11 protein-coding genes are annotated in these 13,992 nt (G+C 64.3%); all 11 read left to right on the top strand.

What is annotated here, in order from left to right:
- Nucleotides 1-494: 494 nt before the first annotated feature.
- The 11 genes from A6A03_RS06495 (at nucleotide 495) to A6A03_RS06445 (ending at nucleotide 13,990) form a co-directional block, all read left to right on the top strand.
- The gene (locus tag A6A03_RS06495) at nucleotides 495-3,782 is read left to right on the top strand and encodes an AfsR/SARP family transcriptional regulator (RefSeq protein ID WP_066785181.1); all 3,288 of its coding nucleotides are present in this window, start codon (nucleotides 495-497) and stop codon (nucleotides 3,780-3,782) included.
- 96 nt (nucleotides 3,783-3,878) lie between these two features.
- Entirely contained in the window at nucleotides 3,879-5,444 is a 1,566-nt protein-coding gene (locus A6A03_RS06490; protein ID WP_066785178.1) for an acyl-CoA synthetase, read from the top strand.
- A gap of 286 nt (nucleotides 5,445-5,730) precedes the next feature.
- A complete protein-coding gene (locus A6A03_RS06485) occupies nucleotides 5,731-6,801 on the top strand; it encodes an alpha/beta fold hydrolase (protein WP_066785174.1) in 1,071 nt (356 codons plus the stop codon).
- Nucleotides 6,802-6,820: 19 nt separating this feature from the next.
- Nucleotides 6,821-7,591: an alpha/beta fold hydrolase gene (locus A6A03_RS06480; protein WP_066785171.1), complete on the top strand. Its 771-nt coding sequence runs from the start codon at nucleotides 6,821-6,823 to the stop codon at nucleotides 7,589-7,591.
- A 71-nt stretch (nucleotides 7,592-7,662) separates the two neighbouring features.
- Nucleotides 7,663-8,055 carry a MaoC family dehydratase gene (locus tag A6A03_RS06475; protein ID WP_066785168.1) on the top strand — a complete coding sequence of 131 codons (393 nt, stop codon included), beginning with the start codon at nucleotides 7,663-7,665 and terminating at the stop codon, nucleotides 8,053-8,055.
- On the top strand, nucleotides 8,048-8,833 hold the full coding sequence (locus A6A03_RS06470) for an enoyl-CoA hydratase/isomerase family protein (protein ID WP_066785165.1): 786 nt from the start codon (nucleotides 8,048-8,050) through the stop codon (nucleotides 8,831-8,833). Before A6A03_RS06475 ends, A6A03_RS06470 begins: the two co-directional genes overlap by 8 nt.
- The gene (locus tag A6A03_RS06465) at nucleotides 8,830-9,186 is read left to right on the top strand and encodes a hotdog family protein (RefSeq protein ID WP_156525285.1); all 357 of its coding nucleotides are present in this window, start codon (nucleotides 8,830-8,832) and stop codon (nucleotides 9,184-9,186) included. The genes A6A03_RS06470 and A6A03_RS06465 overlap by 4 nt, the downstream gene beginning before the upstream one ends.
- A gap of 151 nt (nucleotides 9,187-9,337) precedes the next feature.
- Nucleotides 9,338-10,699, top strand: a complete 1,362-nt coding sequence (locus A6A03_RS06460; protein ID WP_066785162.1) for a substrate-binding domain-containing protein — start codon at nucleotides 9,338-9,340, stop codon at nucleotides 10,697-10,699.
- 125 nt (nucleotides 10,700-10,824) lie between these two features.
- Nucleotides 10,825-11,595 carry an ABC transporter ATP-binding protein gene (locus A6A03_RS06455; RefSeq protein ID WP_066785159.1) on the top strand — a complete coding sequence of 257 codons (771 nt, stop codon included), beginning with the start codon at nucleotides 10,825-10,827 and terminating at the stop codon, nucleotides 11,593-11,595.
- Nucleotides 11,592-12,299, top strand: coding sequence for an ABC transporter ATP-binding protein (locus A6A03_RS06450; RefSeq protein WP_066785156.1), 708 nt, complete (start codon nucleotides 11,592-11,594; stop codon nucleotides 12,297-12,299). The genes A6A03_RS06455 and A6A03_RS06450 overlap by 4 nt, the downstream gene beginning before the upstream one ends.
- A 212-nt stretch (nucleotides 12,300-12,511) precedes the next feature.
- On the top strand, nucleotides 12,512-13,990 hold the full coding sequence (locus A6A03_RS06445; protein ID WP_066785153.1) for a branched-chain amino acid ABC transporter permease: 1,479 nt from the start codon (nucleotides 12,512-12,514) through the stop codon (nucleotides 13,988-13,990).
- The last annotated feature ends 2 nt before the right edge of the window (nucleotides 13,991-13,992 follow it).

Here is a 13,992-nt window from a genome sequence, read left to right as displayed (position 1 = left end):
GGGGGAGCCGCGCGATGGACGGGTAAGGCATTGCTTGAGCGGAACGCAGCAGCGCCCCTCTCCCGCATTGCGGGAGAGGGGTTGGGGGTGAGGGTCTATGTACCGTCAGCGCCCACAGCACGCTCCCCCTGCGGCGGCAAGGTTCCGCTTCCGTGCTCGCGGGGGATTGCTTCGCTGCGCTGCGCTCCGCTCGCAATGACAACCGGGGAGGACGATGCCCCCCTCCCAGCCTCCCCCCGCTGTGGGGAGGAGCCGCGTACCCCTCCCCCAGCGGGGGAGGGGCACGGGGTGGGGGCACGGAACCGAATAGCCACAAAAAGACACAAAAGGCACAAAAGGTTGTACGTTTTTGTGTATTTTGTGTCTTTTCGTGGCTATTCCCCTTTTGTGTCTCTTTGTGGCTATTCCCCACCAAACCCTCTGCGCCGCCGCTGCCCGTCGCGCTGCTGGTATAATACTCGGTACCATCAGTGGCCCTGTATCACCATACCGCTATGGCGATGGCGCGTGAGGAGACAGTGTTGTTGCAGGCTAAAGTCGCGCCGCCGCGACCGCACCGTTACCGGCTGGTGCGCCCGGCAGTCACGGCGCGCTTGCGCGAGGCGTTTGATTATCGGGTGACGCTGGTGCAGGCCGGCGCTGGCTATGGCAAGACCACGGCGCTGGCTGAGCTGGCGGCCAGTGCGCAGACCGTCTGCTGGTATACGATTGGCGAGAGCGACCGCGATCCGGTGACGTTTTTGACCTATCTGACTGCGGCCTGCGCGCCGGTGTTGCCGCAAGGCGCGCCGGAAGCGCTGGCGGCGCTGCATGCCCGTCCCGCTGACCGGACGGCGTGGACGCAGGCGCTCGATGGGTTGCTGAATGCGCTGGCCGGCGTTGATCCCCGGCCAACCCTGCTCATTCTCGATGACTACCACTTCGTGACGGCATCCGCCGAGATCCGCGCCTTGACCGAACGGCTGATTACCTACGCGCCGCCGTGGTTGAGCTTGTTGATTGCCACTCGCTACCCGATTGTCAGCGGCGAGCTGGTGCGCTGGCGCGCGCGCGGCGAGGTGCTGGAATTGCACCGCGAGGCGTTGGCTTTTACTCGCGATGAGATTGCTGCGCTCTTCGCCGAGGTCTTTGGCATGCCGTTGAGCGCCGCCGATGTTGATCTGCTTAGCCACCAGACGGAAGGGTGGCCGATTGCGTTGCAACTGGTTTGGCAGGGGTTGCGCGGCGGGCAGGCGCGGAGCGTGGCCGAAGTGCTGGCGAACGGCCCAGCTTCGCTGGTGGCGTTATTCGACTTTCTGGCCTGCGATGTGCTTGATCGCCAGCCGCCAGAGATTGCCGCCTTTTTGCGCGCGACGGCGCCGTTGCGGGTGCTGACCGCGGCGGCTTGCGATGCGGTGCGCCAAGCCGCTGACAGCGCCGAACTGTTGGCGCAGGTGCGTGATCGCGATCTCTTTGTGGTTGACTTGGGGGCCGATCATTATCGTTACCATCACCTGTTTCACGACTTTTTGCGCCAGCAGACCCGCCACGATCCCGATTTGGCGGCGCGCCACCGGCGGGCAGCGCAGCACTACGCTGCCGCCGGCCTCGCCGAAGAGGCCATCTATCACTGGTTCGCCGCCGGTGAAGGCGCGATCGCCGCTGATGCGATTGAGGCCGCCGGTGAAGAGGCGTTGCGCAATGGCCGGCTCGATACCGTCGCTGGCTGGATTGATGCGCTGCCGGCGGAGTTGATCGCCAACCGGCCCCGGCTGCAATGCTACCTCGGCGACCTCTACCGGCTGCGCGCCCGCTTCGACGAGGCCCGGAACTGGTATGCCCAAGCTGAAGCAACCAGCCGCCAGCAGGGTGATCGGGCCGAGCTGGCCCGCGCGCTGTACGGGCAGGCGCTGGTCTACATCGATCAAGTGCAGCCGGCCCAAGCCGAGAGTGTGTTGCAAGAGGCGCTGCGGGTCAGCGAGGGGTTGGAGGATCAGGTGGCCCGCGCCCGCGTGCTGGAATTGCTGGCCGAGAATAAGCTCAATATGGGCCAACCCGCCGAGGCCGAAGCTTTGCAGCAGCAAGCGAGCCAGTTGCGCGCGGCTAGTCCGGCGGCTGACCTGCTCAGTGCGCGGGTTAAGCTGCGCACCGGCCAGTTGGCGGCGGCGCGAGCCTTGTTGCAGGCGTGGCGCGATCACGAGCGGGTGGCCACAGCGCGCGGCGCGACCCCGGCCCCGCGCGGCCATCGCGAAGCGGCGCTGGTGCTGGCTTTGATCGCTGCGTTTGAAGGTGATGTGGATCAGGCGCTGGCGATGGCTAGCGAGGGGGTGCAAGTGGGGGTTGAACGCAATTCCCGCTTTATTACCTCGGTCGCCTACGCCCGGCTTGGCCATGCGTGGTTGTTGCAGAGCGCCACTGCCGGGGCAGCCGCCCGTGACCACGCGCTCGACTACTACCGCAAAGCCTTGGCCGAAGGCAATGCCTTGGGGGTTGATCGGCTGCGGGTGGAACCGCTGTGGGGGTTGACGCGCCTCTACGGTTTGGCCGGCGATCTGGCCGCCGCCGAGAGCGCTGCCGCCGATGGCCAAGCGTTCTGCCGGTGGGCCGGCGATCTCTGGTTAGGCGCGATGATCCAACTGCAACGCGGCGTGAGCCATCTGATCGCTGGGCAGGTGGAACGGGCGCACGAGGTGCTGTTAGCCGCCCGCGCCGATCTGCGCGCGTGCAGCGATCGGTTCGGTCAAGCGGCGGCGGCGCTCTGGCTAGCCCTTGCCTATCACGAGCAACGGCAGGATGCGGCGGCGATCGCTGCCATCAACGAGGCGCTTGATCTCAGCGCCACCCACGGCTACGACTACCTCTTCACCCGCCCCACCTTTCTCGGTCTCACCGACCCGCGCCGCGCGCTGCCGGTCGTGCTGGCGGCCCGCGCGCGCGGCCATCACCGCGACTATATCGAACGCTTGTTAGCGACGCTCGGTCTGCGCGGGTTGGAGGCGCACCCCGGCTACCAATTGCGGGTGCAGACACTGGGAGCGTTTCGGGTGTGGCGCGGCGATCACGAAATCGAGGCCCGTGAATGGCAGCGCGACAAGGCGCGCCAGCTCTTGCAGGCGTTGATTGCCCATCGCAGCCGCTGGTTGCAACGCGAAGAGCTGGCTGAGATGCTGTGGCCGCACCTCGCCCCCGAAGCCGCGATCCGTGATTTTAAGGTGGCGCTGAGCGCGCTCTACCGGGTGCTCGAACCGAGTCGCAGCGAGGCGACCTCATCGTTCATTGCGCGCGACGGCAGCGCCTACCGGCTGCGTCCCACCGCCGATATCTGGCTCGATTGCGCTGAATTGAGCGCCGGCTGCGCCGATGGGTTGCGCTTGCTCGATCAAGGCCGCACCGAGGCCGGCATTCAGCGGCTGCAAGCGGCCTTGCAGCTCTACCACGGCGACTTTTTGCCCGACGCGCTCTACGAGAGTTGGGCCGAAGCCGAGCGGGAACGGTTGCGCAATACCTTCTTGCGCAGCGCCGACCGGCTAGCGCAGGCGCTGGCCGAGCAGGGGCGCGACGAAGAGGTGATTGCCCTCGCTGAACGCATGCTTGGCTACGACAACTGTTGGGAGCGGGCCTACCGGCTGTTGATGCTGGCCCATGCTCGCCAAGGCAATCGCGCCGCCGCCTTGCGCGTCTTCCAACGCTGCGTAGATAATCTGGCGCGCGAATTAGAGGTGGAACCAGCGCCGATCACGCTCGCCTTAGCCGAACGGCTGCGCGCCGGTGACGCCACCCTACCGCCTGTTACCGATTTGTAACCGCCGCGCAACCCCCTTCTGCTACCCTCAACCACAAATCCCCGGCTACACGTTGCGCATCTGCGCGTATCGCGGCGGCGACGCCGCACAGAACACATGGACGTGATGAACCTTGGCGACTGGCTGGGCCGGCGCGCACAGTTGTCACCGCATACGGTGGCGCTGTTCGATGCCCAGCATGGCATGCGCCCAATCACTTACGGCGAGTGGAATGCGGTGGCGAACCGCACCGCCAATCTGCTGCGCGCGTTGGGTGTTGAGCGGGGCGATCGGGTGGCGACGTTGGCCCAAAACTGCGTCGATCTGCTCGATCTGTGGTTTGCCTGCGCGAAACTCGGCGCGATCCTGCAACCGCTCAACTGGCGGCTGACCGCTGCCGAGCTGAGCGATTTGATCGCCGATGGCGAGCCGAAGGTGCTGGCGTATGGCCCCGAATACGCCGCCATGACGCTCACCCTGCGCGCGCAAGCGCCATCGGTCGCGCACTGGCTGGCAATTGACGGCGCGCCACCCGCCGATCCATCCGATCCAACCATTGCCCAACGCGACACGTTGCCCGCCGAATGCACCCCGGTCACGCTGAGCTGGAACGATCCGTGGGTCATTTGCTACACCGGCGGCAGCACCGGCTTGCCAAAAGGGGCCATTCTCACCTACCGTAGCATTACCGCCAACGCGGTCAATACGGTGATGAGCTGGCAGTTGCGGCCCGACGATGTGGCCATCCTTAACGCGCCCCTCTTCCACACCGGTGGCCTCAACGTCTTTACCGCGCCACTCGTGCAAATCGGCGGCGCCTCGATCGTCTGTCGCGGCTTCAATGTCGATCAGGTCTTCGATCTGATTGATCACGGCCCAGCCACCCTGTTCTTCGGCGTACCGACGATGTTCATCGCTATGCAACAACACCCGCGCTGGCCGACGGTTGACTTCAGCCGTATGCGGATCGTGATCAGCGGCGGCGCACCCTGCCCCGAACCGGTCTTCCACGCCTTCTGGGAGCGCGGCATTGACTTTAAGACCGGCTACGGCCTGACCGAAGCCGGCCCCAACACCTTCTGGCTGCCGCCGGAGCTGGTGCGGGCCAAGCCGGGAGCGGTCGGCTATCCGCTGATGTTTATCGATGTGCGGGTGGTAGCGAGTGATGGCCGCCTCTGCGGCCCGGACGAAGTCGGCGAATTGCAGATTCGCGGCCCGCACGTTTGCGCCGGCTATTGGCGGCGGCCTGCCGAGACGGCGGCGGCTTTTGTGGATGGCTGGCTGCGCACTGGCGATCTGGCCAGTGTTGATACCGATGGATGTTATCGCATTGTCGGCAGGTTGAAAGATGTGATCATCTCTGGCGGCGAAAACATCTATCCCGCCGAGGTTGAGAGCGTCTTAGCCGGGCACCCGGCCGTCGCCGAAGTGGCACTGGTGGGGATGCCCGACCCGCACTGGGGCGAAGTGGGGTGGGCGGCAGTGGTGGTGCGCCCCGGCAGCGACTTCTCTGACCAAGACCTGCTCGCGTTTGCCGGCGCGCGTTTGGCCCGCTATAAGCTGCCGAAACGGGTTGTGACCCTTCCCGAACTGCCCAAGACCGGGGCCGGCAAGATTGACAAGCAGGCGTTAAAGCGGATGTTTCAACAGGATGGAGGTAACGCCGCGAGCGCTGAGGGGTGAGGTCGTTTCGCTGGGTTGAATGCCCCCATCCCCGCTGGGGTGAATGCCCCCACCCCCAGCCCCTCCCCCGCTGGGGGAGGGGAGTGCGGAGGGGGTGTGCTAGAGGGGAGCAGGGATGGGAGGTGAGACTCATCAGCCCGCGCAGCGGGCTTCGTAAACATAGCCCGGCCCTTCAGGGCCGGGGGGGAGGCGGTTCTTTACCCTCTGCGGTCTCTGCGCCCTCTGCGGTAAACATCCTCCTGCTGGAGGAAGAACCGGTGTATCGTCATAACGAATGGAGCATAGCATGAGCAACATTCCCACCCTGCCCGGAATCACGTCCACCATGGTGCAAACCCCACGCTTGCAGATGCACGTCCTCAGCAGCGGCCCGGCTGACGGCGAGCCGGTGCTCTTCGTGCATGGCAATGCGTCGTCGGCGACCTTCTGGGAAGAGACGATGCTAGCCTTGCCGGCGGGTTTCCGCGCGATTGCGCCTGACCTGCGCGGCTACGGCGAGACCGAAGACCTCTTGATCGACGCTACTCGCGGGTGTGGCGATTGGGTGGATGACCTGCTCGCCCTGCTCGACACACTCGGCATTGAGCGTTGTCACGCGGTTGGTCACTCGCTCGGCGGCGTGGTGCTGTTCAACCTGATCGCTGCCGCGCCGCAGCGGATCATCACCGCCACGCTGGCTGCTCCCGGCTCGCCCTACGGCTTCGGCGGCTGCAAAGGGCTGAACGGTGAACTCTGCTGGCCGGACGGAGCTGGATCGGGTGGCGGTACGGTGAATCAAGCATTTGTTGAGCGGATGGCGGCGGGTGATACCACCGAAGAGGCAGGGGTGGCGGCGCCGCGGGTGGTGATGAACACCTACTACTGGAAACCGCCCTTCCGCCCGGCCCGCGAAGAGGCGCTGCTGCTCTCGCTGCTCAGCGAGAAGGTTGGGCCGCAGCGCTACCCCGGCGACTTCAAGCCGTCACCTAACTGGCCGGGGATCGCGCCGGGAGTGTGGGGGCCGATCAACGCCATCTCACCCCTGTATGTGGGTGACTCGGTCGAACGCTTTGTGGCAGCCGATCCCAAGCCGCCGATCTTGTGGGTGCGCGGCGCCGATGACCAGATCGTCAGCGATATGTCGCTGTTCGACGTCGGCACGCTCGGCCAACTTGGCGTGTTGCCCGACTGGCCCGGCGCCGAAGCGCATCCGCCGCAGCCGATGATCAGCCAGACCCGCGCCGTGCTCGAACGCTACGCTGCCGCCGGTGGCTCGTACCGCGAAGTGGTGTTTGAGAATTGCGGCCACACGCCGTACATCGAATATCCAGAGCAGTTTAACGCAGCTTTTCATGCGCATTTGGCAGGCCAAGGGTAGGGAAGAGGAAGGAGGGCCTATGCCCACCATCAAAGCCGGCGATCTCGATGTGCATTATCTCGATTATGGCCACGGCGAACCGGTCATCTTCGTGCATGGCAATTGGGCCAGCAGCGGCTGGTGGCTGCGGGTGCTCGAACGGTTGCCCGCCGGCTACCGCGGCTTGGCCCCCGACCTGCGCGGACGCGGAGCGACGCAGGGGCCTGACAACGACTACACGATGCCGTCGTTGGCCGCCGACCTGTGGAACTTCGCCGATGCGCTGGGGATTGAACGGTGCCATCTGGTTGGTCACTCGCTGGGGGCGGCGGTGGTGTTGCAAGCCGCCCTTGACCGGCCCGATCGTGTGCTGACGATTGCCGTGCTGGCCCCGCCGTGGGTGGATGGTATGCCCGACGAAGTGTACCAACCCGAGCGGCAGCAACTGCTGAAAGACAACCCCGATTTCTTTGCGCAGGCGATCAAGGCGATGGCGCCAACCGCGCCGGAAGACGATCTCTGGCGCGAGTTAGTCGCGATCGGGCATAGCCAGCGGCTCAGCGCAGCCAACGGCGCGATCAACGCCCTCCGCGCATGGAAACCGGGTGACGCCTTGCGGCAGATTGGCGCGCCGGCGCTGGTGATGGGCGGCGAACTAGACCCGCTCGTCACCGCCGAGACGGTCAAACGCGCCGCCGCGGCATTGGGGGTCGAACCGCAGATCATCGCCGGGGTGGGCCATTCGGCCAACCTCGAAGCGCCCGACCGGTTCGTCGCATTATTGACGGCACATTGGCAACGCACCCCGTAGGGACACAGCGTGCTGTGTCCCGTGCAGCCACAGCGTGCTGTGTTCACACGAGATACGTCAAGGACATCCGTATGACGCCAATCCCAACCGGCACGCGGTACAACCGCGCGCACACCATCAGCCAAGCGGACATCGATCGCTTTGCGGCGGTGAGCGGTGACACCAACCCAATCCATATTGATCCGGCGGTAGCGGCGACCACCCGTTTTGGCCGCACCATCGCCCACGGCATGTTGCTGTACGGCTACATCAGGGCCGCGCTGCGCACACTGGCGCCAACCGGCGTGCAGCGCAGCCAGACCCTCAGTTTCACCAACCCGGTGTTCGCCGGTGAAACGATCGAGATCGTCGTCGAGGTGCTGGAAAGCGATGGCCACCAGCTTCGGTGCGCGGTGAGCGTCGTGCGCAGCGACGGCAAAGTTGCGTGCAGCGGCGAGACGGTGATCGAGATCACCCATGCATGACGTTGTGACCATCCAACCTGACGGCCCAGTGGTGGCGATCACGCTCAACCAGCCAGCGCAGCACAACCCGCTCACGCCAGCATTGCTGGCCGCGCTGCTGGATGCGCTCGCCGCCGCGCGCCACCACCACGGCGTGCGGGCAGTGATCTTGCAAGCCGCTGGGCCGTCGTTCTCGCGCGGGATCGACATCGCCAGCTTAGCCGGTCACGCTGAGCGTGTATTGTACGCCGATGAATTGCTGCGGCAATTGCACCGCGTGATGCTGGAGTTGATCGATCTGCCGGCGCCGTTGATCGTCGCCGTGCAGGGGCCGGCTAACGGCAGCGCCATGGGGCTGGTGCTGGCTGCCGATGTGGTCTTGGTCGCGCCGGAAGCCAGTTTCACCGCCTACACTACCACCCTCGGCCTCAGCCCGGAAGGGGGTTGGGCAACGCTCCTGCCGCGCTTGATCGGCCAACGGCGCGCCGCCGAGGCGCTGCTGCTCGAACGCTCGATCAGCGCAGAGGAAGCGGTAGCGTGGGGCTTGGCCAACCGGCTCGTACCGGCCAGCCACCTCGCTGAAGAGACGCAAGCCGTGGCCCACCAAATGGCGGCGCAGTTACCGGGGAGCATCGCCTGCACCCGCCGGCTGCTCTGGAGTGAACGCGACCGGTTGGCCGCCGAACTGGATCGTGAACGGGAATTGTTTTGCGCGCAGATCCGGTCAATCGAAGCGAGCATTGGTCTCAACGCTTTTCTTGACCGGCAACGCGCCATGATGACGGAGGCAGACCTGTGAAACAGCTTGCTGTTGGGATGCAGGCCACGACGCAGCGGGTGTTCGATCACGACCTGATCGCCGAATACGCTGCGCTCTGCGGCGACCAGCCGGGCGAGACCGTGCCGGAGCCGCTGATCGGCGCGCTCTTTTCCTACCTGCTCGGCGTGGAATTGCCCGGTTCCGGTTCGGTCTATCTCAAACAAGACCTGACCTTTGTCGATCGGGCGCGTGCCGGCGAAGCGTTAACCGCGACGGTAACGATTACCCACATCCGCGCCGACAAACCGTTGGTGACGTTCCAGACGCGCTGTACCGGCGCTGATGGTCGCCTGATTGCCGATGGCGAGGCGATTGTGATGGCGCCGAGGTAGAGAAGCAGGGCGCAACCCTGATTTGTTGTTCGGGTAGACGGAGGGTGCGAACGAAGCTGGTGCGGGAGAGCAGCAACCCGCACAGGAAACGTCGTTCATCCCTTGTCAACCCGCTGGTGATAGGAAAAGGTTAGTCGAAGGAGACCGTTCAATGCAGAGTACCCACTTTGTCCGCCGTGTTGCCATGACGTTGTTAGTGATTCTTGCGCTGGCGCTGAGCGCCTGTGGCGGCGGCCAGACCGCGCAGCCAACCGCGGCCCCGCAGCCGACCGCTGCACCCACCGCCGCGCCCCAACCAACCGCCGCACCCACCGCGGCCCCGCAGCCGACCGCCGCACCCACCGCAGCCGCTACCGGTGAACCAATTGTGGTCGGCTTGATGACCGACAACTCTGGCCTGCTCGCCATCTACGGCCCGATGCTTGAGCGTGGCTTTACGCTCGGGTTGGAGTATGCAACCAACGGTACGAATGCGGTGGCTGGCCGCCCGATCAAGGTGGTGGTGAAAGACACCGCCAGCAACCCTGAGACCGGCGTCGCGCTGGCCCGCGAAGCGATCGAGAGCGACGGGGCCGATGTGCTGGTCGGTTCGCCCAGCTCGCCGGTGGCGCTGGCGATCTCGGCTGTGGCCGCCGAAAACAAGATTATCTACATCGCTGCGCCGGCAGCGACCCCCGCCCTCACCGGCGACAACTTCAACATCTACACCTTCCGCGCCGGACGCACCAGTGTGCAAGACGCGCTGACGATGAGCGCCGCACTCTTGCAGACCGGCAAGAAGTTCATCCAGATTGCCCAAGACAACGCCTTCGGGCGCGGCTCGGCAGGCGCGTTCTATCTCACGGTGAAGGCGCTTGGCGGTGAGTTTGTGCTCAATGACACCGCTGAGGGCGCCGGCACCGTCTTTGCCCCGCCGGACACCACCGACTTCACGCCCTACATCAACCAGTTGCTCGATTCGGGAGCGGAAGTGTTGATCGTCACGTGGTCAGGCACCGGCTTCGTGCCGATGTTCCAGCAGATGCAGCAACTGGGTGTGTTCGACGTGATGACGGTTGCCACCGGCTTCGGCGACAACCAGACCATGGTCAACGGCTACGCCGACGCAATCGGCTCGGTCGGTGTGAGCGTCTACCACTACAGCCTGTTCGACAATCCGGTGAACAAGTGGCTCACCGAGCGCCACAAAGCAGCTTACGGCACGCCTCCCGATCTCTTCACCGAGAGCGGCTTCAACGCGGCGATTATGCTGGTCAAGGCGTTGGAAGCGACTAAGGGCGATCCGGCGGCTGAGGGGATGATCGCCGCGCTCGAAGGCATGACCTTCGACGGGCCGAAGGGTACGTACACCGTGCGCGCATCAGATCACGTGCTCTTGCAGCCGATGACGCTGGTGCGCCTGCTCAACACCAACGATCCCGACTTCAAGTTCTTCGAGCTGGTGACGCTGTTCACGCCTGAGCAGACCGCGCCACCCTGTATGGTGCCGGCAGCGATGAACCGGTGCCCGTAGGTTGAAACGTGCGTATGGAGTGCGGCAGTCAAACTGCCGCACTCCCAGCAACCGGCTTCTGGTTGATGATCCCCCACGCGGGGCAACGCAATGCAGAGTGCGAGGGGACACCCCAAGGAGTCTACGTGAGCGATTGGATTATCGAAACGCACCGCCTCACCCGCGACTTCGGCAGCTTACGCGCCGTTGATCAGGTTGATCTACAGGTGCGCGCCGGCAGTATTCACGCCATCATTGGCCCGAACGGCGCTGGGAAGACGACGCTGTTTAACTTGATCAGCGGCTACATCAAACCAACCGCAGGGCGAGTGCTGCTGCGCGGGCAAGACATTACGCGCGTGCCGCTGCACCGCATGGCGCACCTCGGCATTGGGCGCTCGTTCCAGATCACCAACATCTTCCCAACGCTGACGGTGCTGGAAAACGTGCGGCTGGCGGCGCAAGCGCGCGGGCGTGACAACTTCCGGCTGTGGACGAGCGCCGCCAAGTTGCGGGCCTACACCGAGCGCGCGTTAGCGGCCTTGCATCAAGTTGGCCTCCACGAGCGGGCCTTGCAAATTGCCGCCACCCTGCCGCACGGCGACAAACGCCGGCTCGAACTGGCGATTCTGCTGGCTGGCGACGCCGACATTCTCCTGCTCGATGAGCCGACCGCCGGTATGGCGACCGAACAGGTGCCAATGTTGCTCGATCTGTTGCGCGGCATCCGGCAAGGAACGAACAAAACCATCTTGATCGTTGAACACAATATGTCTGTCGTCATGAGTCTCGCCGAGACGATAACCGTCATGCATCAAGGGCGCGTGCTGGCAGAGGGCAGTCCGGCGGCGATCAGCGCCAATCAGGCAGTGCGCGAGGCGTATCTGGGCACGGCCTTCGCCGGAGGGCAACCATGAGTGACGTGTTGCTCGAAGTTGATGCGATCCATACCTTTATCGGCCAATTCCACATTCTGGAAGGGGTGTCGCTAAAGGTGCGCGCCGGCAGCATTACGGCGCTGCTAGGCCGCAACGGGGCCGGCAAGACGACCACCCTGCGCTCGATCATGGGGCTCAATCCGCCGCGCAGCGGCAGCATTCGCCTCGCCGGCGAACCGATCAATGGCCGGCCAGCCTACGAGATTGCCCAGCTTGGCGTCGGGTACGTGCCCGAACATCGCGCCATCTTTCGCGATCTGACCGTCGAAGAGAATCTGCGGCTGGCCGAGCGCAAACGCGGCGATCTGGCCAAGCGCAGCGATTTCATTATGGCGCTGTTCCCCGATCTCAAGCGGTTTTACCGCCATCCGGGCGGCAAGCTGTCGGGCGGCCAACAGCAGATGCTGGCGATCGCGCGCGCGTTGGTGGCCGATAACCGGCTGTTGTTGATCGACGAACCGAGCGAAGGGTTAGCGCCGATCATCGTCGAGCAGATTGTCGCCGCGCTGCGCCAAATGGCCGCCGAAACGACGATCTTGCTGGTTGAGCAGAACTTCGCGATGGCCGCGCAGTTGGCCGATGAGTACTACATTCTCGATGATGGGCGCAGCGTGCAACACGGACGTATGGCTGATCTGGTGCATGACCACGCCACGATCGACAAATATCTCGGCGCGGGGTGACGCAAAGGCGCTGAGATTAAACGCAAAGACGCGAAGAACGCAAAGGTGATACACGCAAAGACGCAAAGGACGCAAAGGGTTTGGAAGGATCGGCCCAAGCTCGCTTATACCTCAACCATATAAACTTAGCGTCCTTCGCGTCCTTTGCGTCTTTGCGTTGAGAGTCTCTACGCCTCTGCTTGCTCTGCGGCTTGGGGTTGAAGGAGTAGTGCATGATCGAGTGGATTCAGCGCCGGCGCGGATTGATCGCCGGCATCGTAGCGGCGATCCTCTTCGCCGTGTGGGCTTCGAGCCAGTACGAACCACGGGTCTTAGCCAGCATCTTATTGTCGGGTCTCACGCTCGGCGCGCTCTATTTTCTAGTGACATCAGGCCTCTCGCTGATCTTTGGCTTGATGGACGTGCTCAACTTCGCGCACGGCACCCTTTTTATGATTGGCGCGTATATTGGCTTTACGCTCTACGCCAACCCGCGCCTGTTGCTCAATACGCTGCCCTTCGTGCTCGCGTTTGTGGCTGGCTGGCTGCTCGCGCGCTGGTTGCCGTTCAGCAGCCTGCCCGCCGGGCATCGCCGCCCGCTGTGGGTGGTGGCCGTGCTGGTCGGGGTGTTTGCGGTCTGGGGGTTTGAGCTAGCGCCGCTGGCGACCACTGCCCTCAGTTCGGGCGGGAGAGTGCCGACCGAGCAGGCCCAAGCGCCGGTGGGCATCTTTATTGCACGCACACTGGGGCTGGCAATTACAGGTCTGATCGCTGGCGCGGCCTTTGTGATTGGCAGTGAGCACGCGCGCCGGCCAGCTAACCGTGATCTGGCTTGGCCGCTTGGATTGCTGGCGCTGGCGTTGATCATCGCGCCGCTGCGGCTGAGCGCCGAAGGCTGGATTTTGGCCCTCGACTCGAATACGCGCTTTCTCTTGGCGCTGGTAGCCGGCGCCGGCGGCGGCGCGGCGTTGGGCGGGTTGATGGAATGGAGCCTGATCCGTCCGCTGTACAGCCGGCCCATCTATCAGGTGCTGGTCACGCTCGGCTTGGTCTTCGTCGGCACCGAGCTGGTCAAAGGCATTTGGGGGCCGGGTGGCTATTTTATGGAACTGCCGGCATGGTTTAGCCGGCGCGGCCCAAGTTGCCCCTCGCCAAACCTGATCGCGTGGCTGCAAGACAACTGCGCTAGCATTGACGTACTGGGCCGGCCCTTCCCCAGCTACCGCATCTTTATTATTGCCTTGGGCATTGCTATGTTCATCGGCATCGCTGTGCTCTTGCGCTACACCCGGCTCGGTATGATCATCCGCGCCGGCGTACAAGACGGCGAGATGGTGCAGGCGCTGGGCATTAACGTTCGCCGCGTCTTCACCCTCGTCTTTGCGTTGGGGGCCGGGTTAGCCGCATTGGGTGGCGTCGCCGCGGCGCCATTTCTCGGCATTAGCCCCGGTCTCGGCCAAGAATTTCAACTGCAAGCCTTCATCGCGGTGGTGATCGGCGGTATGGGCAGCTTCACCGGCGCAGCCATGGGAGCCTTGCTGGTCGGCCTTGCCCGCGCCTTCGGCGACCAAATGGTGCTGACCGGCATTCAACTGCCGTGGATGAGCGAAGCGATGACGTTTTCGCCATCAATTGCCCGCGCTTCAACCGTGTTGATCATGGCGCTGGTGCTGCTCTTGCGCCCAGCCGGTCTGTTTGGCAAAAAGGAGTAGCC

The sequence above is a fragment of the Chloroflexus islandicus genome, assembly GCF_001650695.1.
Classification (GTDB): Bacteria; Chloroflexota; Chloroflexia; order Chloroflexales; family Chloroflexaceae; genus Chloroflexus; species Chloroflexus islandicus.
This window is presented reverse-complemented; position numbering and strand designations above follow the sequence as displayed.